General features: G+C 56.2%; 19 protein-coding genes and 2 pseudogenes. 5 read left to right on the forward strand and 16 right to left on the reverse strand.

Annotated features, from left to right (window positions below; translation table 11 throughout):
* The 3 genes and pseudogenes from ACWYRJ_RS11835 to ACWYRJ_RS11845 form a co-directional block, all read left to right on the forward strand.
* Positions 1-637 (forward strand): annotated as a pseudogene (locus ACWYRJ_RS11835) (glutamate--cysteine ligase); the annotation flags it as partial.
* Between the two features lie 153 nt (positions 638-790).
* Complete coding sequence (luxS, locus tag ACWYRJ_RS11840; RefSeq protein ID WP_008499539.1) at positions 791-1306, forward strand: S-ribosylhomocysteine lyase; 516 nt, start codon at positions 791-793, stop codon at positions 1304-1306.
* Positions 1307-1359: 53 nt separating this feature from the next.
* Positions 1360-2124: an AraC family transcriptional regulator gene (locus ACWYRJ_RS11845; RefSeq protein ID WP_111965904.1), complete on the forward strand. Its 765-nt coding sequence runs from the start codon at positions 1360-1362 to the stop codon at positions 2122-2124.
* Here ACWYRJ_RS11845 and leuA read toward each other — a convergent pair.
* The 13 genes and pseudogenes from leuA to ACWYRJ_RS11910 form a co-directional block, all read right to left on the reverse strand.
* Positions 2111-3765, reverse strand: a pseudogene (leuA, locus tag ACWYRJ_RS11850) (2-isopropylmalate synthase). The gene ACWYRJ_RS11845 and the pseudogene leuA sit on opposite strands and share 14 nt — an antisense overlap.
* A gap of 129 nt (positions 3766-3894) precedes the next feature.
* Positions 3895-5442 (reverse strand): multidrug efflux MFS transporter permease subunit EmrB, encoded by a 1548-nt coding sequence (emrB, locus tag ACWYRJ_RS11855; RefSeq protein ID WP_115876129.1) that lies wholly within the window; start codon positions 5440-5442, stop codon positions 3895-3897.
* 16 nt (positions 5443-5458) lie between these two features.
* Positions 5459-6631, reverse strand: coding sequence for a multidrug efflux MFS transporter periplasmic adaptor subunit EmrA (gene emrA / locus ACWYRJ_RS11860; RefSeq protein ID WP_455507937.1), 1173 nt, complete (start codon positions 6629-6631; stop codon positions 5459-5461).
* A gap of 126 nt (positions 6632-6757) precedes the next feature.
* A complete protein-coding gene (gene mprA / locus ACWYRJ_RS11865; protein ID WP_023333174.1) occupies positions 6758-7288 on the reverse strand; it encodes a transcriptional repressor MprA in 531 nt (176 codons plus the stop codon).
* Positions 7289-7601: 313 nt separating this feature from the next.
* On the reverse strand, positions 7602-8786 hold the full coding sequence (locus ACWYRJ_RS11870; RefSeq protein ID WP_127732096.1) for an MFS transporter: 1185 nt from the start codon (positions 8784-8786) through the stop codon (positions 7602-7604).
* 174 nt (positions 8787-8960) lie between these two features.
* Positions 8961-9956, reverse strand: coding sequence for a glycine betaine/L-proline ABC transporter substrate-binding protein ProX (proX, locus tag ACWYRJ_RS11875; RefSeq protein WP_455507938.1), 996 nt, complete (start codon positions 9954-9956; stop codon positions 8961-8963).
* Positions 9957-9965: 9 nt separating this feature from the next.
* Positions 9966-11030 (reverse strand): glycine betaine/L-proline ABC transporter permease ProW, encoded by a 1065-nt coding sequence (proW, locus tag ACWYRJ_RS11880; protein ID WP_223580353.1) that lies wholly within the window; start codon positions 11028-11030, stop codon positions 9966-9968.
* Positions 11023-12225 carry a glycine betaine/L-proline ABC transporter ATP-binding protein ProV gene (gene proV, locus ACWYRJ_RS11885; RefSeq protein WP_455507939.1) on the reverse strand — a complete coding sequence of 401 codons (1203 nt, stop codon included), beginning with the start codon at positions 12223-12225 and terminating at the stop codon, positions 11023-11025. The genes proW and proV overlap by 8 nt, the downstream gene beginning before the upstream one ends.
* 331 nt (positions 12226-12556) lie before the next feature.
* A complete protein-coding gene (gene nrdF, locus ACWYRJ_RS11890) occupies positions 12557-13516 on the reverse strand; it encodes a class 1b ribonucleoside-diphosphate reductase subunit beta (RefSeq protein ID WP_455507940.1) in 960 nt (319 codons plus the stop codon).
* Positions 13517-13525: 9 nt separating this feature from the next.
* Positions 13526-15670 (reverse strand): class 1b ribonucleoside-diphosphate reductase subunit alpha, encoded by a 2145-nt coding sequence (nrdE, locus tag ACWYRJ_RS11895; RefSeq protein WP_455507941.1) that lies wholly within the window; start codon positions 15668-15670, stop codon positions 13526-13528.
* Positions 15643-16053 (reverse strand): class Ib ribonucleoside-diphosphate reductase assembly flavoprotein NrdI, encoded by a 411-nt coding sequence (gene nrdI, locus ACWYRJ_RS11900; protein WP_133295016.1) that lies wholly within the window; start codon positions 16051-16053, stop codon positions 15643-15645. Before nrdI ends, nrdE begins: the two co-directional genes overlap by 28 nt.
* Positions 16050-16289 carry a glutaredoxin-like protein NrdH gene (nrdH, locus tag ACWYRJ_RS11905; protein WP_455507942.1) on the reverse strand — a complete coding sequence of 80 codons (240 nt, stop codon included), beginning with the start codon at positions 16287-16289 and terminating at the stop codon, positions 16050-16052. Before nrdH ends, nrdI begins: the two co-directional genes overlap by 4 nt.
* Positions 16290-16541: 252 nt before the next feature.
* Positions 16542-16868 carry a DUF883 domain-containing protein gene (locus tag ACWYRJ_RS11910; protein ID WP_008502569.1) on the reverse strand — a complete coding sequence of 109 codons (327 nt, stop codon included), beginning with the start codon at positions 16866-16868 and terminating at the stop codon, positions 16542-16544.
* Positions 16869-17028: 160 nt separating this feature from the next.
* Here ACWYRJ_RS11910 and ACWYRJ_RS11915 point away from each other — a divergent pair, with 160 nt between their 5' ends.
* Positions 17029-17373 (forward strand): DUF2002 family protein, encoded by a 345-nt coding sequence (locus ACWYRJ_RS11915; protein ID WP_023308923.1) that lies wholly within the window; start codon positions 17029-17031, stop codon positions 17371-17373.
* Between the two features lie 32 nt (positions 17374-17405).
* Here ACWYRJ_RS11915 and alaE read toward each other — a convergent pair whose 3' ends face one another.
* On the reverse strand, positions 17406-17855 hold the full coding sequence (gene alaE, locus ACWYRJ_RS11920) for an L-alanine exporter AlaE (protein WP_008502567.1): 450 nt from the start codon (positions 17853-17855) through the stop codon (positions 17406-17408).
* 494 nt (positions 17856-18349) lie between these two features.
* Here alaE and stpA point away from each other — a divergent pair, with 494 nt between their 5' ends.
* A complete protein-coding gene (stpA, locus tag ACWYRJ_RS11925; RefSeq protein ID WP_111965892.1) occupies positions 18350-18754 on the forward strand; it encodes a DNA-binding protein StpA in 405 nt (134 codons plus the stop codon).
* Between the two features lie 38 nt (positions 18755-18792).
* Here the strand turns inward: stpA and ACWYRJ_RS11930 are convergent, their stop codons facing one another.
* Together ACWYRJ_RS11930 and ACWYRJ_RS11935 are read right to left on the reverse strand one after the other, a co-directional pair.
* Positions 18793-18972 carry a hypothetical protein gene (locus ACWYRJ_RS11930; RefSeq protein ID WP_023308920.1) on the reverse strand — a complete coding sequence of 60 codons (180 nt, stop codon included), beginning with the start codon at positions 18970-18972 and terminating at the stop codon, positions 18793-18795.
* Between the two features lie 79 nt (positions 18973-19051).
* Positions 19052-19573, reverse strand: coding sequence for a rhodanese family protein (locus tag ACWYRJ_RS11935; RefSeq protein WP_111965891.1), 522 nt, complete (start codon positions 19571-19573; stop codon positions 19052-19054).
* Position 19574 lies beyond the last annotated feature (1 nt).

The raw sequence follows: 19574 nt of genomic DNA on the forward strand, positions 1-19574 counted from the left end.
CGTGACGCGCAGCGGTGAAACGCCGTCGGATGCGCTGCAGCGCGGCGGCATTGAATACATTGAAGTGCGCTCGCTGGATATCAACCCGTTCTCACCGATTGGCGTTGACGAGCAGCAGGTTCGCTTCCTGGATCTGTTTATGGTCTGGTGCGCGCTGGCGGATGCGCCGGAAATGAGTTCAGACGAACTGCTTTGTACGCGCACGAACTGGAACCGCGTGATTCTGGAAGGTCGTAAACCGGGTCTGACGCTGGGTATTGCCTGCGAAACAGCGCAGTTCCCGCTGGCTAAGGTTGGTAAGGATCTGTTCCGTGACCTGAAGCGTGTTGCCCGCACTCTGGACAGCATCGACGGCGGCGACGCGTATCAACAGATTTGCGACCAGCTGGTGGAATGCTTTGATAACCCGGAACTGACGTTCTCTGCGCGCATATTGCGCACCATGATCGAGCAGGGGATTGGCGGCACGGGGCGTTCACTCTCAGCGGAGTACCGTGAGATGCTGATGCAGGAGTCGTTAGAGATCCTGAGCGAAGCGGATTTTGTCGCGGAGCGCGACGCGTCCCTGGTGCGTCAGAAAGAGGTTGAAGCGGCGGATACGGAGTCGTTTGAGGCGTTTCTGGCGAAGCAGGCTTAAGCAGAAAAGAAAAAGGCCACATCGCTGTGGCCAAAATATACATCTCTGAATTCAGGGATGATGATAACAAATGCGCGTCTTTCATATACTCAGACGCGCATTCTGTAGAAGAGTTCAGTTTATTTTAAAAAAAATCACTGTCGGAGGTGACGTATGCCGTTATTAGATAGCTTTACTGTCGACCATACCCGTATGGAAGCACCTGCAGTCCGCGTGGCGAAGACCATGCACACCCCGCACGGCGACACGATCACCGTTTTCGATCTGCGTTTCTGCGTGCCAAATAAAGAAGTGATGCCGGAGAAAGGTATTCACACTCTGGAGCACTTATTCGCCGGTTTTATGCGTGACCACCTGAACGGCAACGGCGTTGAGATCATCGATATCTCTCCGATGGGCTGCCGTACCGGTTTCTACATGAGCCTGATTGGTCAGCCGGAAGAGAAACGTGTGGCAGATGCCTGGAAAGCGGCGATGGAAGACGTGCTGAAGGTGAAAGAGCAAAACCAGATCCCTGAGCTGAACGTTTACCAGTGCGGTACTTACCAGATGCACTCTCTGGAAGAAGCGCAGGAAATCGCGCGCCACATCATCGAGCGTGATGTTCGCGTGAACAGTAACGAAGAGCTGGCCCTGCCAAAAGAAAAGCTGCAGGAACTGCACATCTAGTGCACCTTTTCCCTCTCCCTCAGGGAGAGGGTAGGGTGAGGGTTGTTTAACCCATGACCACAACTTCGACTTTTTCCTTTATCCATCGTCCCCTCGTTCCGTTTGCACATGATTACATTCATGGTGACAGCGAGCCGTGGCATGAGCACGACTGCGCGCAGCTGTTGCATACCCTTAGCGGCGTGGTTCGGGTGGATACCGCATCTGGCTGTTGGATTGTGCCTCCCGGTCGCGGCGTCTGGCTGCCGGCGGGGACCCGCCACTCGCTCCGCATAACCGGTAACGTGGCGGCGCGAACGCTGTTTGTCGATCCGCTGGCGCGGGCCGATCTTCCGGCCACCTGCCAGATCGTGCAGATCACATCGCTGCTGCGCGAACTGATCCTCGTCTGCCTTGCTTTACCTGAATCGTACTCACCCGGAAGCCGGGATGAGCGCGTCTATGAGCTGATTCTCGATGAAATCCGCACTATGCCGGTGCTGCCGTTTCACCTGCCGGAGCCGGAAAGCGAGGCGCTACGTCGCCTGTGTCTGCAAATCCGGCAAAACCCGGGGGAAAGCTGGAGCAGCGCGCAGGCCGCGAGCATGATGAACGTGAGTGAGCGCACCCTGAACCGCCATTTTCAGCAGCAGACGGGATTGAGCTACGGCGAGTGGCTGAGAAGGGCGCGCCTGCTGGAAGCCTTAGTGCGGCTGGCGCAGGGCCAGCCGGTATTGCGCGTGGCGCTGGATCTAGGTTACGGCAGCCACAGCGCCTTTACGGCGATGTTTCGCCGGGTGATGGGCGTCTCCCCCAGCGATTACTTTAAGAACGATTGACGGCATTAAACAGCGCCTGAAGCGACGCGCGCGCCACGTCGCTGTCAATGCCTACGCCCCAGCGGCTGCTGCCGTCCTGGAACAGGCAGCGGATGTAGGCCACCGACCGGCTGTCGCTACGTTCGCCTAACGTATGCTCATGATAATCCTTAATCACGAACGGGGCGTTGACCCAGCGGCTCAGGCCGTGAGCAGCGGCGGAGAGCAGGCCGTTACCGTGACCCTCCAGCTGGCGCGTTCCTCCCTGTGTGGCGACGCTGGCCGTCAGACGCAGCTGGCCGTCCTGCTGGCTGTCGCTGCGGTAGGATTGCAGCGCATAATTCGGCGATGCTACCAGGCCGTAGCGGGCGCGGAACAGCTGCCAAAGTGCATTTTGCGTCATCTCTTTTCCGTGGCGATCGGTTTCCTGCTGCACGTGCAGGCTGAAATCCTGCTGCAGGGCGCGAGGTAATTTCAGGCCATGATTCTGTTCGATGAGCCATGCGCTGCCGCTTTTTCCTGACTGGCTGTTTACGCGGATCACCGCTTCGTAGGTGCAGCCGATGTCCTGGGGATCGACGGGAAGGTAAGGCATCTCCCAGCGATCGCCTTGCTTGCGGGCATCAAAGCCTTTTTTGATCGCGTCCTGGTGCGAGCCGGAGAAGGCGGTATAGGCCAGCCGTCCCGCCCACGGATGGCGCGGGTGCACCGGCAGCTGGTTGCAGGTTTCCACCACTTCCACCACCCGGTTCATATCGCTAAAGTCCAGATTCGGGCTAACCCCCTGGCTGTAGAGGTTCATTGCCAGCGTCACCAGGCAGACGTTGCCCGTTCGTTCCCCGTTACCAAACAGACAGCCCTCCACGCGGTCAGCCCCCGCCATTACGGCCAGCTCCGCGCAGGCGACGCCGGTACCGCGGTCGTTATGCGGATGCACGCTGATGCAGACGTCGCGGCGGCGGCTAAAGTGGCGACAGAAGTACTCGATCTGGTCGGCATAGACGTTCGGCGTGCTCACTTCGACGGTGGCGGGTAAGTTGATCACCAAGGCCGTTCGTCGCACGGCTGCCAGATGTCCGCCACCGCTTCACAAATCTCCAGCGCAAACTCCGGCTCGGTAAAGCAGAAGGTTTCCGGAGAGTATTCATACTGCCAGCGGGTGTCGGGATTTTCCTCACACAGCTGGCGAATAAGCCGCGTCGCGCGCGTCGCCAGCTCAACGATTTGCGCTTTCTCCATGCCGAAGACCAGGCGGCGGAACAGCGGAGCGGTGGCGTTATACAGATGCACGGTGGCCTGCTTTGCACCACGCAGGGATTCAAAAGTGCGATGGATGAGATCTTCCCGCGCCTGGGTTAATACCTGAATCGTCACGTCATCCGGGATGCGGTTCTCTTCAATCAGCTGGCGAACGAAGTTGAAATCCGTCTGCGAGGCGGAAGGAAAAGCCACCTCAATTTCTTTGAATCCGCAGCCCAGCAGCAAATCCCAGAACTGCAGCTTGCGGGTGCTGTCCATCGGCTCGGCAAGGGCCTGGTTGCCGTCGCGCAGGTCGGTTGAGAGCCAGCGCGGCGCGCGGGTGATGCGTTGCTCTGGCCAGCGGCGGTCGGGCAGGGAAAGGGTCGGATAGGGTTGGTACTTGTCGGCGGGTGTGTTCAGCATGATGCGCTCCTGTTGTCTTTTCACTATCGTGAATTGATTACAGGAGCGCTGCTTTATCGAAACTGACAATCGCTGTCGCGTTCTGGACAACCGGGGCGGTTGCCCTGTGGCGGCTACCAGCGCAGAGGATTAATGCGCACCACCGCCGCCGCCGCCAGCACCAAACGGCGGTCTGGCAAACCACACCAGCCCCAGCAGGATGATAAAGATCCCTGCCGATATCCAGAAAATCTCGTTGGCCGAGATAATTAGCCCCTGGTTGGTGATCTGCTGGGCAATCCAGCCGGACGCCTGCTGCTCCGTCATTCCCATCCCCTGAAGCTGGCTATACATCTGCTGAGCATTCGGGTTGTACGGGTTCACCGCTTCGGTCAGCTGGGCGTGGTGCATAGATTCACGGTTCGTCCACAGGGTGGTGGTGATCGACGTACCGATGGAGCCCGCCAGCGTACGGGTGAAGTTCGACAGGCTCGACGCGGCCGCCAGACGCTCGGGCGGTAAGCCAGAGAGCGTGATGGTAGTCAGCGGCATAAAGAAGCACGCGACCGCGAAGCCCTGAATGAACTGCGGCCACGCAGAGGCGCCAAAGTCCATTCCCGGCTCAAAGGTATACGCACGCCAGTAGAAGCACACCGCATACATGATGAAGCTGAACGTCACCAGACGGCGCATGTCGAGCTTATGGGCGAAGCGGCCAATTATCGGCGACAGCAGGACCGGGATCACCCCGACCGGCGCTGAGGCCAGACCCGCCCAGGTTGCGGTATAGCCATACACCTCCTGCAATAGCTGCGGCAGCAGAACAATCGCGCCGAAGTAGAGCATATAGGCGAGGCTGATACACAGGCAGCCAATGGTAAAGTTTCGCGACTTAAACAGCGAGAGATCGACTATCGGGTTGTCGTCCGTCAGCTCCCAGACGATCAGGAAGCTTATCGATACCACCGCGACAATGGTCAGGATGATAATTTCCTGCGAGTTGAACCAGTCGAGCTCTTTACCGCGGTCGAGCATGATCTGCAGACTGCCGATACCCAGGATCAGCAGCGCCAGCCCGATGCTGTCGATTCGCCGCTGTTCGGTGCGGGTCTCACGTCCCCGCAGCGACTGCAGCGTCATTAATACCACGACGGCGCCAATCGGTACGTTGATGAAGAAGATCCAGCCCCAGTGGTAGTTATCGCTGATGTACCCGCCCAGAATCGGTCCGCAGATGGGCGCGACGATAACGGTCATCGACCAGAGCGCCAGCGCGACGGAACGTTTTGCGGGAGGGTAGTTGCTCAGCAGCAAACTCTGAGAAAGCGGGATCAGCGGCCCGGCGACAATCCCCTGAATGACGCGGAAGAAAATCAGCATCGTCAGGCTGCTGGACATGCCGCACGCCCACGAGGCCAGTACAAACGCCACCGTGGACCAGAGGAACAGCTTCACCTCACCGACGCGCTTTGCCAGCCAGCCGGTAATCGGAATGGAGATGGCGTTTGCCACCCCAAACGAGGTAATGACCCAGGTCCCCTGGCTCAGCGACGAGCCAAGGTTACCGGCAATGGTCGGGATCGCCACGTTTGCGATGGTGGAGTCCAGCACCTGCATGAATGTCGCCAGCGACAGCGCGATGGTCATTATGACCAGCTGCGCGCCTTCCAGCGGTTTTTGCGGCTTTTGCTGTTGCATAACGCTCACCTTCGGATTAACCGGCGTTTGCCTTCACGATGTCATCGATCAGCTTGTTGACCGGATCGAGGCTAATTTCACGGGCGTTACTTTCATAAGCCGGGCTGCTGCGCACCTGGCTTGCCAGGATCTGACCGTCGCGGTTGGCTGTGTCAACGGTCACCAGCGTAGAGAGGCCGATACGCAGCGGGTGATCCGCCAGCTGTTTGGCATCAAGTTCGATACGCACGGGCAGACGCTGAACCACTTTGATCCAGTTACCGGTGGCGTTTTGCGCAGGCAGCAGGGAGAAGGCGCTGCCGGTCCCCATATCCAGACCCACCACTTTGCCGGTGTACTTCACGTCATCGCCGTAAATGTCGCTGACAACCGTCGCGGTCTGGCCGATACGCATATGGGCAAGCTGCGTCTCTTTAAAGTTGGCGTCGACCCAAAGATTGTCCGCCGGCACGACCGCCATCAGCGGCGTGGTTGGGCTAATCTGCGCTCCTGGCTGGACGGAACGACGGGAGACATAGCCGGTCATCGGGCTGACGATTTTGGTACGCTGCAGGGCAAGCCACGCGTTGCGCACTTCGGTCGCCGCCTGCTGTACGGCGGGCTGGTTTTCCAGACTGGTGCCCAGCACCATCGCCTGGTTGGCGTTGTACTGTTGAATGGCCACATCCAGCTGCACCTGGGCGCTGGCAACGGCATCGCGGGCGTGCTGCAGCTCTTCACGGCCAATCAGGTTGGCGGTGCCGAGCGGCACGCGGCGGTTCAGGTCGCTCTGCGCCTGCGCCAGCGCCGTTTTCTGCACGTCGATGTTGGCCTGCAGCTGTTTGCTGTTGATCATCAGCTGGCGGGTCTGACGGACGCTGGAGGCCAGCGCGGTCTGTGCTTTTTCAAAAGCCTGCTGGGCGTCGGTTGGATCGAGGGTGACCAACACATCGCCTTTTTTCACAAAGTCGGTATTGTCAGCCCAGACTTTCGTCACGCTGCCCGACACCTGCGCCATAATTTGTACCTGGTTCCCTGCCACGTAGGCGTCGTCAGTCTCTTCAGCATGACGCAGTACTAAAAACCAATAGATCCCATATGCCACGGCAATAATGATAAAGAGCAAGGTCAACAGAAGAAGGGCGCTCTTACGTTTGCCTTTCTTGTTGGCCGGTTGCTGCGGGGTAGTGCTCTCCGCATTTGCGCTCATTGTTGTTCTCCACGATCTTCTTATTTTCACATCGGCTGAGCCGACCTGTTGTCAGAAAGGCCAGCAGTGTGACGTGCTGGCCTGTCGGTTTTCTTATGAATCAGGAATGGTGAGCGTGTCGTCGCGTTAGCGCAGCGCCTCAAGAACGGCGCCGTCTTCATCCATCTGGTCCAGACGGGTGAGCAGCTTGCGAGTGATGTGCTCAAGCTGGTCGCGCTCGGCAGTGCTGAGGACAGACCAGAGTTTGTGCAGGCAATTGTGCTGAGGTGGCAGCACCTCGCGCAGGAACTGGTGACCTTTATCTGTCAGTTGCAGATGCAGGCAGCGGCGATCGTTGTCGCTTTCGCGGCGCTCAATCCAGCCACGCTTTTCGAGTTCATCGGCAATACGGGTCGCATTGGTACGGGAGGAGCCCAGCGCGCAGCTCAGTTCGGAAGGCTGAATGCTGTGATTTTCCTGAGACTCCAGCGTAATCAACGCCATAAACAATGTCTCGTTAATCCCTTGAGCTTTCAGCATTTTATTACGGTTTTCCAGCAGCTTACCCTGCATGTGCATGCACAGGCGAGTCAGCAGGATTTCCTGGTACGGAAAGTCCTCATGGCGACTGGCGCGGAATTTAAGCATTTGTTCAATGGGCGTAAACGAACTATCCATTTGGGCATAACCTCATTAATTACAGCCGATATAGTAACGACAGTGACAAATAATGTAAATGAATTATTTGTGCGGTTATATCCGCCAAACTTATGTCACCATCAGAAAGCGCCGGGTAAGTCCGTGACCCGGTGAGCACAGAAAGCGTAGGGTATGAACCCGCTGAGGAAAGGATGTGAGGACGGGGGTCTGAACTATTCATGCCAATTGTAAATATGTCACCCACATTAAAATTTCTGGGATAAATGATTACGTTTACATTAACAGAGTGAAGGGCCTCTTAACACCCTAAGAGGCCAACTCAATGTAAATGTTAGTTAATTGCATCCTGACGGTGGTAACCGCGCCACCATACTAGCAGGTTGAGGGTAGCGACGATGGCCCCAATCGCACACACCCCCGACCAGCCCGCATGCTGCCACGCCGACGCTGAAATTAGCGAACCCGCAGCGCCGCCGATAAAGTAGCTGGTCATGTAGCCGGCCGTCAGGCGGTTACGCGCCTCTGGCTTCACGCGATAGATAACGGTCTGATTGGTAATGTGAACGCCCTGTACGGTGAGATCGAGTACCAGGATACCGACGATCAGCGCCAGCACCGAAATGTGTCCGTACCAGATCGCCGCCCAGGAGAGCAGAAGTAAAATCAGTCCTGCGGAGGTGGTCAGGTGGGATTTGCCCTTGTCGGCCAGCCCCCCTGCGGGACGCGCGCCCAGCGCGCCTGCGGCGCCGGCCAGGCCGAACAGGCCAATCACCCCTTCGGAATAATTGAACGGCGGTGCGGCCAGCAGAAACGCCATCGACGTCCACAGAATGCTGAAGTTAGCGAAGGTGAAGCAGCCCAGCAGGGCGCGAGTGCGCAGAAGCTTATCCTGGGTGAACAGGCTGAAAACGGAGGCCAGCAGCTGCGGGTAGTTCAGGTGGTTTTCCTGCTTCACTTTTGGCAGCCCGCGCCACAGCGCCAGCGCCATAACAACCATCAGCACGCTCGCCACCCAGTATACGGTGCGCCAGCCGCCGAGGCTTGCCAGCAGCCCAGCAACGGTACGAGCCAGCAAAATCCCCAGCAGCAGGCCGCTCATGATGGTACCCACCACCTTGCCGCGTTTTTCCGGAGAGGCGAGAGTCGCGGCGAGCGGGACCAGAATTTGCGCCACCACGGAGAACAGTCCCGTTAGCGCGGTTCCGACGATCATCATCGTCAGCGACTGGCTGCTGGCGGTGATCAGCATCCCACCGGCGGCCAGCAGGGTCATGGAGACGATCAGCATTCGGCGTTCAAACATATCGCCCAGCGGCACCAGAAACAGCAGCCCGGCGGCATAGCCTAGCTGTGCTGCGGTGACGATAAAGCCTGCGGAGCTGGCGGAGAGATTGAACGCGCGGGCGATGGTGTCGAGAAGAGGCTGCGCGTAATAGTTGCTGGCGACGGCCAGACCCGTTGCCACGGACATTAAAAGGATGAGTGCGGGGCTAAGCCCTTGAGTTGTTTTTGTCATTAGTTTCAGGAATCGTTAGTTGAGTGATTATTTTTCCGGAAACCATAATAGCTAATGATTGTGAAAGTTGGGGGATTGTTGGGTGATGGATTGTGCGGTTTAGGTTGGGTGCGGTTTGATCCCCTCACCCCGGCCCTCTCCCTTTGGGAGAGGGTTAGGGTGAGGAAAAATGTTTTACTTCTGCGCCTCAAGCGCCTCTTTCACCCAGCCGTCAAACTGCTGCTGGTGGGCTTTGATCCAGCCGTCGACGTGGCCTTTGACATCCGCTTCAGACGATTTGCCCGAGTGCATCATCGCGTTCTGGGCGTTGATGTCAGCCAGCGGCAGCTTCATTACCGAAAACAGCTTCGCGGCCGCCGGGTTTTTCTCCGCCCAGGCTTTGTTCGCCACGATATGCATGGTGTTCACCGGGAAGCCGTAGTTCATGCCGTTCGGCAGTTTGGTGTCGATATCTTTCTGCTCGCCCGGCAGGGAAGAGAACGGCACCTGCAGCCACACCACGTCTTTACCCGGCTTCAGCACGTCGCTCACCCAGTACGGCGTCCAGGTATAGTAGATCACCGGTTTACCCTCTTTGAAGCGGGCAATGGTGTCGGCCATCATCGCTGAATAGTTGCCGTGGCTCACGTCGACCGTTTTCGCCAGATCGAAAGCTTTGTTCTGGTGGTTAATCACCGCTTCACAGCCCCAGCCAGGCGAGCAGCCCATCATGTCGGCCTTGCCGTCACCGTTGGTGTCAAACAGTTTGGCGATCTTCGGATCTTTCAGCTGTTCAATATTGGTGATGTGGTACTTATCGGCGGTTTTCTTGTCGATCAGATAACCCTGCGCCGCGCCCGTCACGAAGGTACCCTCACGATAGAATTTCTTGTCGCCACCGGCGGCGGCATACATGTCGTCGTGCAGCGGCTGCCAGTTGACGGCGGTAAAGGTGGCGTCACCGGAGGCAATCGAGGTGTAGCCCACGTTGTAATCCACTTCGCTCGGCGTGTTAACCGTATAGCCCAGTTTTTCCAGCGCGCGGCTGACGATCAGGGTCTGGAAGCTCTCTTCCGAAATGGTGCTCTGCACCGGCTGCACGGTAATGCCTTTGCCCGGCAGGTCTGCCGCAAACGTGCTTGTGGAGACAAGGGTGGCAAACGCTGTGGCAAAAAGTACGTTATGTCGCATCGTTGTTCCTTATTTTATAAATGGGCGGGTGAGTAACCCGACAGGGCCGGTGGAATACCAGCGACGGTTGCCGCGACTGCGTGAATCGCGACCGACGGCCTGGGTCAGGCGGTCAAGAATAATGGCGAGGATCACAATCCCGACGCCGCCAACGGTAGCCAGCCCCATGTCGAGACGGCCAATGCCGCGCAGCACCATCTGACCCAGACCGCCAACGGCGATCATCGAGGCAATCACCACCATCGAAAGGGCCAGCATCAGCGTCTGGTTAACGCCCGCCATGATGGTTGGCATGGCCAGCGGGAGCTGAACCTTAAACAGCATCTGGCGCGGGCTGGCGCCGAACGAGCGTGACGCTTCGATCAGGTCCGCAGGCACCTGGTTGATCCCGAGAATGGTCAGACGAATAATCGGCGGCAGCGCGAAGATAATGGTGACCACCACGCCCGGCACGTTGCCGATGCCGAACAGCATCACAATCGGCACCAGATAGACGAATGCCGGGGTAGTCTGCATTGCATCCAGCAGCGGACGGATAATCTTCGCCGCCCGCGGGCTGCGCGCCAGCCAGATCCCCATCGGCAGGCCGATGACGATGCAGAAGAGCAGGGCAGTCAGCACCAGCGCCAGGGTGATCATCGCCTGCGACCAGGCCCCAATCGCGCCGATGGCAATCAGCGAAATCAGCGTGGCGATCCCCATCCCGGCGCTGCCAAACTGCCAGGCAATCAGAGAGAACAGAATAATCGCCACCGGCGCCGGCATGCCCAGCATCAGCTGCTGGAAGCCGTTCAGGATGTAATCCACCGGAATGCGGATCCCCTGGAAAACCGGGCGGAAGTGCGTCACCACCCAGTCGATCCCCTCCGTGACCCAGCTGTCCAGCGGGATCAGCGTTTTATGGAACGGATCCATGATGTTGAAATGCTCTGGCGCAGGCGCGGGTGCGCTATTGAGCCAGTCTGCCGCGCCGCCGCCATCGGCAGGAGCTGGCGTGGAACCCCACGCATCGGCGGATTGAGTAGCGCTGTCCGCTGCATCAGCGGTGCCCCACGGGTTTGATTGGTCAGCCATTGTTTGCCCCCTCGCGATCTAAAGCCTGCAGCAGCATGCGTTTTGAGATGATGCCGACGTACTGTTGTTCTTCACCCACGACCGGCACGGCACACGGTGCCTGTCCCACGTGAGAGAGCAACTCGCTGAGCGGCGTTTCGGCGTCCACGGCAAGCGGAGCGTCAATTAACGCCGCATCGATGCCCCTGTTTTCGCCAAGCGCGGTTTTCAGGGAGTCGATGGAGACAACGCCGACAAATTTATTGCCGCGTTCAACCAGATAACCGTATTCACGGTCTTCGTCCTGCAGCAGCTTAAGCGCCGAGCGTGGGCCGAAACCTGGGGTTTTACGAATAATGCCGTTTGGCGTTCGACGGGCAATATCTTTGGCGCTAAAGACCTGGCTAATATCCACGCCGCGGAAGAAGGTGCGTACATAATCATTCGCCGGATTATTGAGAATTTCATCCGGCGTGCCGACCTGCACCACTTCACCGTTTTGCATAATGGCAATACGGTCACCAATACGCATGGCTTCATCCAGATCGTGGGAAATAAACACAATGGTTCGCTGATGTTTAGCCTGTAATTTTACCAGCTCGTCCTGCATCTCGGTACGAATTAACGGATCGAGGGCGGAGAAGGCTTCGTCCATTAATAATATGTCTGGATTAATGGCTAATGCGCGGGCTAATCCCACGCGCTGACGCATACCGCCGGAAAGTTCATCCGGGTACGCATGCGCATAATTTTCCAGCCCGACCTGACGCAGTGCATCCAGGGCTTTTTCCTGACGTTCCTGAGCCTGCGTGCCGGCTAATTCCATGCCGAAAGCGGTATTATCCAGTACCGTCATGTGCGGCATTAGTGCGAATGACTGAAACACCATTGCGATCTTCTTTCTGCGCACCTCGCGAAGCTCGGCGTCTGATATTCTGGCGATATCCACGCCGTCAATCAGCACCTGTCCGCGGGTGGGTTCAATCAGGCGATTGAGAAGGCGAACCATAGTGGATTTACCCGAACCGGATAATCCCATGATGACAAAAATCTCGCCTTCTTCAATGGCCAGACTGGCGTCTTTAACGCCAAGCGATAGCCCGGTTTTTTCCAGAATTTGCTCTTTTGTGAGGCCTTTCTCAATATATTTGAATGCGCGCTGCGGGTGCTCGCCAAATACTTTATAAAGATTTTTCACTTCTAATTTAATTGCCATGCAATAGAGAGTGTCCCGTTATTTGTTTATGCCGATATGATTACCATGGTAAATTGTTAACGGGCATAACCCTAACATACTGAGAATCTGAGACAACCCTGGGTTTGCTTATGGGATGAATTTTCAGGGAAGCGAAACGGCTGAATTTCCCATGAGTAAAGGGCTGAGCGTGATCTGAATTTTTCTCAATTTTTTGCTGCTGCATCGGGAAATTTCGCCTGAATTGGAATGATTCAGGCGAATATGACGTGGAAATTTCAGTGTAGTTGTTTTGTAAATATTAGAGAGGGAATTGTTGGGTTTATATTAAATTAACGAACGTTAGCGTTCATTAAAAATCCCAGTCTTCATCCTCGGTTTCCACCGCTTTGCCCATCACGTACGATGAGCCCGATCCCGAGAAGAAATCGTGGTTTTCGTCGGCGTTGGGCGACAGCGCAGCCAGAATGGCCGGGTTCACTTCCGCCATCTCCGGTGGGAAAAGCGCCTCGTAGCCCAGGTTCATCAGCGCCTTGTTGGCGTTGTAGCAGAGGAAGGCCTTCACGTCTTCCTCCCAGCCGGTGCCGGCGTAGAGTTCCTCGGTATAGCTCAACTCGTTGTCGTACAGATCCATCAGCAAATCGAGCGCAAAGCCTTTAAGCTCATCGCGCTTTGCCTCGCTGATTTTCTCCAGCCCTTTCTGATACTTATAGCCGATATAATACCCATGTACCGCTTCATCACGAATGATAAGGCGAATCAAATCGGCGGTGTTGGTGAGCTTGCCCCGGCTCGACCAGTACATGGGCAGCCAGAAGCCGGAATAGAAGAGGAACGATTCCAGGAATACGCTGGCGATTTTCTTTTTCAGCGGCTCCTCGGCCCGATAATACGTCAGTACCAGCTCCGCCTTTCTCTGTAATGACTCACTCTCTTCACTCCAGGTATAGGCTGCGTCCACGTCTTTGGTCTGGCACAGCGTGGAGAAAATCGAGCTGTAAGAGCGGGCGTGCACCGCCTCCATAAAGCTGATGTTCGACATCACCGCCTCTTCGTGCGGCGTCAGCGCGTCGCTCATCAGAGCAGGTGCGCCAACGGTATTCTGAATGGTGTCCAGCAGCGTCAGGCCGGTAAAGACGCGGATCGTCAGCTGCTGCTCGGCGTAGCTCAGGGTTTGCCAGGCCGGAATATCGTTGGAGAGCGGGACCTTTTCCGGCAGCCAGAAGTTACTGGTCAGGCGGTTCCACACCTCCAGATCTTTATCGTCCTGAATTTTGTTCCAGTTAACGGCATGTACTCGTGAGAGTTTCATCCTTTCTCCTTATAGCGCGCAGGACACGCAGCCTTCAATTTCGGTACCTTCCAGCGCAAGCTGGCGCAGGCGAATGTAGTAGAGCGTTTTGATGCCTTTCTTCCAGGCGTAGATCTGCGCCCTGTTGATATCCCTCGTGGTGGCGGTATCCGGGAAGAACAGCGTCAGCGACAGCCCCTGATCCACATGTTTTGTCGCCTCCGCGTAGGTATCGATGATTTTTTCCGGGCCGATCTCATACGCATCCTGATAGAGCGCCAGGTTCTCATTGGTCATAAACGGGGCAGGGTAGTAAACGCGCCCGGTTTTGCCTTCCTTACGAATTTCAATTTTCGACACGATCGGGTGAATGCTCGACGTGGCGTGGTTGATATAGGAGATCGAACCGGTTGGCGGCACGGCCTGCAGGTTCTGGTTATAAATGCCGTAGCGAATCACGTCGTCACGCAGCTGGTGCCACATCTCGCGCGTCGGCAGAGTAATCCTCGCGCGGGCAAACAGTTCGCGCACTTTTTCGGTTTTCGGCTGCCAGTCGCCTTCCAGATACTGGCTGAAGTATTCCCCGCTGGCGTAGCGGGACTGCTCAAAGCCCGCGAACCGCTGGTTGCGCTCGCGCGCCAGCATCATCGAGGTGTGCAGCGCGTGCCAGGTAATGGTGTAGAAATAGAGGTTGGTGAAGTCCAGCCCTTCCGGACTGCCGTAGGCGATGCCCTCCCGCGCCAGGTAGCCGTGCAGGTTCATCTGCCCCAGCCCGATGGCGTGCGACGCGGCGTTACCCGCTTCAATAGACGGCACGCTGCGGATATGGCTCATGTCCGATACCGCCGTTAGCCCGCGAATGGCGGTCTCCACCGTGCGGCCAAAGTCTGGGGAATCCATGGTGTGGGCAATATTCAGCGACCCGAGGTTGCAGGAGATATCCTTGCCGACGTCCGCGTAGTCCAAATTCTCGTCGTAGGCCGATGCGCTGTTGACCTGCAAAATCTCCGAGCACAGGTTGCTCATATTGATGCGCCCGGCAATCGGGTTCGCGCGGTTCACCGTATCTTCATACATGATGTACGGATAGCCGGACTCAAACTGGATCTCCGCAAGCGTCTGGAAGAAATCGCGGGCGTTGATATATTTTTTGCGAATGCGCTCGTCGGCTACCAGCTCGTCATACAGCTCGCTTATCGCCACGTCACCAAACGCTTTGCCGTAAATACGCTCAACGTCATACGGCGAGAAGAGCGCCATCCCGGCATTCTCTTTGGCCAGTTTAAAGGTGATATCCGGGATCACCACGCCCAGCGACAGGGTTTTGATGCGGATTTTTTCGTCGGCGTTTTCGCGTTTGGTATCGAGAAAACGCAGAATGTCCGGATGATGCGCGTGCAGGTAAACCGCTCCCGCACCCTGGCGCGCGCCAAGCTGGTTAGCATAAGAGAACGCATCCTCCAGCATCTTCATCACCGGGATCACGCCGGAAGACTGGTTTTCGATGCGCTTGATCGGCGCGCCCGCTTCACGCAGGTTAGAAAGCAGAAACGCCACGCCACCGCCACGTTTGGAAAGCTGCAGCGCCGAGTTCACCGCGCGGCCAATCGACTCCATGTTATCTTCGATACGCAGCAGGAAGCAGGAAACCAGCTCGCCGCGCTGGGCTTTACCGCAGTTGAGGAAGGTCGGCGTGGCGGGCTGGAAGCGGCCGGAGAGGATCTCGTCGGTGAGCTGTTGCGCCAGCGCTTCATCGCCCTGCGCCAGGGTCAATGCGACCATCACCACGCGATCTTCAAAGCTCTCTAAGTAGCGTTTGCCGTCGAAAGTCTTCAGCGTATAGCTGGTGTAGTACTTCCACGCGCCGAGGAAAGTCTGGAAACGAAAACCGCTGGCGTGGGCGCGTTCAAACAGCTTCACCACAAAGGCACGGTCGTAGCGGGTGAGTACGCGCGCGTCGTAGTAACCCTCGTTAACCAGATGGTCAAGACGTTCATCCTGGCTGGCAAAGGTCACGCTGTTGGGCCGCACGTGGGCGGCAAAAAAGGCGTCCACCGCCTCACGGTCTTTATCAAACTGAATGCGTCCCTCCCGGTCATAGAGGTTAAGCATCGCGTTTAATGCGTGGTAATCCGGCGTCGCCTGCATTACCCGTTCTGCGGTTGTCGTTGCCAAAATTCGTTCACTCCTTTACGCACGTTTTCGACGTCCTGCTGCGTCCCCATCAGCTCAAAGCGATAGAGATACGGCACGCCGCATTTTTGAGAGATGACATCCCCGGCGCGGCAAAAGGCATCGCCGAAATTGCGATTCCCCGCCGCGATCACGCCGCGGATTAGCCCGCGATTATGAGGATCGTTCAGAAAGCGGATCACCTGGCGAGGTACCGCGCCCGCCGTACCGCCTCCGCCATAGCTGGGCACCACCAGAATGTACGGTTCCTCTACACGGATCCGCTCCCGCTCGTTGAGCGGAATGCGCACCGCAGGCAGCCCGACGCGCTCAATAAAACGGAGCGTGTTTTCCGAGCTGCTGGAGAAGAACACCAGTCTGCTCATGCCCGTGCGGCCTGCGAGGCGAGGCGGTTGATCATGTCCGGGCGAAAGCCTGACCAGCTGGTCTCCCCGGCTACTACCACCGGAAGCTGACGGAAACCCTGCGCGCGAAGGGTGTCTGCGGCCTCGGGCTGCTGGTCAATATTCACCATCTCAAACGCCACGCCGCGGCTTTCCATCGCCCGTTTGGTCGCGTGGCACTGAACACAATCGTTACGAATGTAAATAATAATGCTCATGATTCGTATTTCCATTTAAAATGAGAGAACGGCGCGAATCATCGCGTCAGGTTGTGTGTGTCTTGCTAAAAGGAATACTAGATGTAGTTGTCTTAAGTTTCAACCATACAAGATATGGGAAATTTAGATTGATGATGTCCCGATGATGAGCCCAGCGGGGCAGGGCAGGCTATACGGGTTTTACAGGCGAGAAGATAAAGAAAAGCCCCGGCAGCTACTGACCACCGGGGCAGATAACGGTGCGCGTTCGGGTTATTTACGCAGGCTAAGCAGAGCGCCCACGAAGATACCGACTGCCGCTACCGTGCCGAGCGTACAGAGCGGTTTCTCGCGTACGAAGGTCGTTGCGCAGCTGACCGCATCGCAGGCAGCCTGTGTCGTACGCGTGCGGCCGTTTAGACGTGCGCGGGTTTCACGGAGCAGAGACTGAGCCTTACGCTTCGCGGCATCCGCTTCGTCCTTCGCGTCACTTCCCCAGGACTTCAGCACCTCTTCCAGCGTGTCCGCTAATTGGCTGACATCATTACGAATATCCTGAGCGTCGTCGTTAATATCGTTTCGGTTCGGTCTGTTAAACATGCGATCCTCCGTAATTTTGTGTTCCCGTTCAGTTTAGTTCAGAAATTTAATATCTGAAGCCCATCACGCGTTATCCGGCAGTTTATGGACTATTCTGAAAGCCCTGCTATTGCTGAATACTGTAAGGTTGCCGGGCAGGAAAAGATAACGAGGAAAAGATATGTATTTACGACCTGACGAGGTGGCACGCGTTCTTGAAAAAGAGGGATTCACCATGGATGAGGTGACGCCAAAAGCGTATGGATATCGCCGCGGCGAGAATTATGTTTATGTTAATCGCGAAGCAAGAATGGGACGTACCGCTCTCATTATTCACCCGACGCTGAAAGACAGAAGCCTGTCATTTGCTGAGCCTGCCTCGGATATTAAAACCTGCGATCATTATCAGCAATTTCCGCTCTATTTAGGCGGTGAACGGCATGAGCATTATGGTATTCCGCACGGTTTCAGTTCACGTATGGCGCTGGAGCGATTTTTGAAGGGACTGTTTGGCGACGTACAGTAAATCCGCGACTGGCGTGCGCCAGTCGCTTCACATCACGCTTTTGCCTGGCTGTACTGGCTGACCTTAAACAGGCGGCGGCAGTAGTCGAGGAAATAGCCGTAAACGGCTCCCATCAGCATCGAAATGACAATATTCGAACTCACTGCCGCAGCGATCTGGTGCCAGTCTGCACCGACTGTCAGGAGAATGGCCACGTAAACCGGCGACTGGAACGTTACATACGCCAGGACGTCTGCCAGGTTTTTCACCCAGCCTGCAGGACTAATTCGACGTGCGAAACGCATTACCGCATCGCGGTATAATCCGTAAGGCCATGCAATAATAATATTGACCGGGATCGCCACCAGACGAGAAGAAAGTGACTGCTCGAAGGACATTCCGGAGAGGAATATTTCGATCAGCATGTTCACGACGGAACAGTAAACAACCATCGCGAAGGTATCCGCCACCGCGTGGCGCAGGCGAGATTGCGGCGAGAACATGTCTGAACTCCTTGAGAAGAACACAAAAGAAACGATTTCCCTTCAGCGCATAGTGCTTTAGGTTGGTTTGTTTGACGTGTATAGCGTATATCTCTGAGTTTGAACTAACAACTAGTGATTAATTTTTATTTAATCGCCTTTTGTCCACAAAATTCTCTAAAGTTGTTCGTTTTTTGCTCCGATCGTTATAATCTCTCTTGTTTGGCTTTTTTTATATCAAAATCAATAGTTTGGTTTTATTGATGGCGCAGGCGACGAATCCGCCTTCTGACAGCGGCGAAGTATGCTGCGATTTGGAGTAAAGTTGACCATTTATATTAATGCGGTGATTAGATTCCCCTGTTTCCTGGCAGCCCCGTGCGCTATTATTCGCAATGAGATTTTAATATATTTACACTGAAGCCCATACGGACCCTTGGGTAGATATTTCAACTCAAATGAATTATTCTGTCGGCGATTTATCTATTTACCCCAAAGAAAGGTTTTCAAATAATATGTCTTTGACGTTACAGAATCTTAATAATATCCGAACCCTGCGCGCCATGGCGCGTGAATTATCCCTGGACGTTCTTGAGGAAATGCTGGAAAAGGTCAGGGTCGTTACTGAAGAGAAACGGAGTGAACTGACGGAATTAGAGCAGCAGCGCGCCGAGCAGCAGGAAAAAATTAATGCCCTGCTGGAACTGATGAAAGCCGATGGTATTTCACCGACCGATCTGCTGGGCTCTGAACTGGCGCTGGCGGGTAAGCAAACGAAAAAGCGTAAGCCGCGTGAAGCAAAATATCGCTTTATTGACCAGAACGGTGAAGAGAAAACGTGGACCGGCCAGGGCCGCACGCCTAAGCCTATCGCCAGCGCGCTGGAAAACGGTAAATCACTGGATGATTTTCTAATCTAATGCGTTAACCGGGCGGAACATGCCGCCCGGTTATCTGTTCAGCAGACGCCGAAATCACCTTCTTCGGTATACGGCGCCACATCGGCGGCTTTCAGCGTATATTTCTCGCCTTGCTCATTGCTGGCCTGGACCGCCACAATACTGTCACCGTTCACTTCGAGCACTTTCAGTTTCGGGCCGCCTTTACGCGGTTGCACATAATCACCGACAGAAAACATATTACCTCCTCATCGTTTTAGCGATCTTCACATTAGCCCACGTATGACGCCGGGTACAGCGTATTTCACCGATTACTGCTTATGAGGTACGACGGTTCCAGGGCATCACCTTAAGCAGCCGCGCCATGCCGCAAAAGCCCGTCACACCGGCAAACAGCAGCCCGGCACCGACAAAGCCGCTGAGCAGGAAAAAGCCGCTGGAGACGCTATAGCCCAGAACCACGCCACAGAGTATTAGCAGCCCGGCGGCAATTTGCACCTGACGCATCAGCGGAAGCGGCTGGGATTTGTCTTCGACAGTCGGCAGCCCGGCCTGCTTCCAGCCCTGAATGCCACCCTCGACCACAAATGCCTGAGCGGCAACGGCAGCCTGCGCCAGGCGATCGGCATTGCCTGAGGTACGGGCGCCGGACTGGCAGTGAAAAATCACCGTTTCACCCGCCTGCGTTTTAAGTCCACCGGGTAAGGTACCCAGCGGCACGGACCGCGCGGCGGGAATATGCTCGCGGGCGTACTCATCGGCATCACGAATATCAATCAGTTTTGCGCCTTCAGCGATGCGGGCACTGGCCTCGCGCGGCGAAATAAGGGGAAGTGACATA

Source organism: Enterobacter sp., assembly GCF_977039595.1.

Excerpts from the sequence above, each read along its gene's own strand:
- luxS (WP_008499539.1), top strand. The coding sequence starts at position 791 with ATGCCGTTATTAGATAGCTTTACTGTCGACCATACCCGTATGGAAGCA.
- ACWYRJ_RS11845 (WP_111965904.1), top strand. The coding sequence starts at position 1,360 with ATGACCACAACTTCGACTTTTTCCTTTATCCATCGTCCCCTCGTTCCG.
- emrB (WP_115876129.1), bottom strand. The coding sequence starts at position 5,442 with ATGCAACAGCAAAAGCCGCAAAAACCGCTGGAAGGCGCGCAGCTGGTC.
- emrA (WP_455507937.1), bottom strand. The coding sequence starts at position 6,631 with ATGAGCGCAAATGCGGAGAGCACTACCCCGCAGCAACCGGCCAACAAG.
- mprA (WP_023333174.1), bottom strand. The coding sequence starts at position 7,288 with ATGGATAGTTCGTTTACGCCCATTGAACAAATGCTTAAATTCCGCGCC.
- ACWYRJ_RS11870 (WP_127732096.1), bottom strand. The coding sequence starts at position 8,786 with ATGACAAAAACAACTCAAGGGCTTAGCCCCGCACTCATCCTTTTAATG.
- proX (WP_455507938.1), bottom strand. The coding sequence starts at position 9,956 with ATGCGACATAACGTACTTTTTGCCACAGCGTTTGCCACCCTTGTCTCC.
- proW (WP_223580353.1), bottom strand. The coding sequence starts at position 11,030 with ATGGCTGACCAATCAAACCCGTGGGGCACCGCTGATGCAGCGGACAGC.
- proV (WP_455507939.1), bottom strand. The coding sequence starts at position 12,225 with ATGGCAATTAAATTAGAAGTGAAAAATCTTTATAAAGTATTTGGCGAG.
- nrdF (WP_455507940.1), bottom strand. The coding sequence starts at position 13,516 with ATGAAACTCTCACGAGTACATGCCGTTAACTGGAACAAAATTCAGGAC.
- nrdI (WP_133295016.1), bottom strand. The coding sequence starts at position 16,053 with ATGAGCAGACTGGTGTTCTTCTCCAGCAGCTCGGAAAACACGCTCCGT.
- nrdH (WP_455507942.1), bottom strand. The coding sequence starts at position 16,289 with ATGAGCATTATTATTTACATTCGTAACGATTGTGTTCAGTGCCACGCG.
- ACWYRJ_RS11910 (WP_008502569.1), bottom strand. The coding sequence starts at position 16,868 with ATGTTTAACAGACCGAACCGAAACGATATTAACGACGACGCTCAGGAT.
- ACWYRJ_RS11915 (WP_023308923.1), top strand. The coding sequence starts at position 17,029 with ATGTATTTACGACCTGACGAGGTGGCACGCGTTCTTGAAAAAGAGGGA.
- alaE (WP_008502567.1), bottom strand. The coding sequence starts at position 17,855 with ATGTTCTCGCCGCAATCTCGCCTGCGCCACGCGGTGGCGGATACCTTC.
- stpA (WP_111965892.1), top strand. The coding sequence starts at position 18,350 with ATGTCTTTGACGTTACAGAATCTTAATAATATCCGAACCCTGCGCGCC.
- ACWYRJ_RS11930 (WP_023308920.1), bottom strand. The coding sequence starts at position 18,972 with ATGTTTTCTGTCGGTGATTATGTGCAACCGCGTAAAGGCGGCCCGAAA.
- ACWYRJ_RS11935 (WP_111965891.1), bottom strand. The coding sequence starts at position 19,573 with ATGTCACTTCCCCTTATTTCGCCGCGCGAGGCCAGTGCCCGCATCGCT.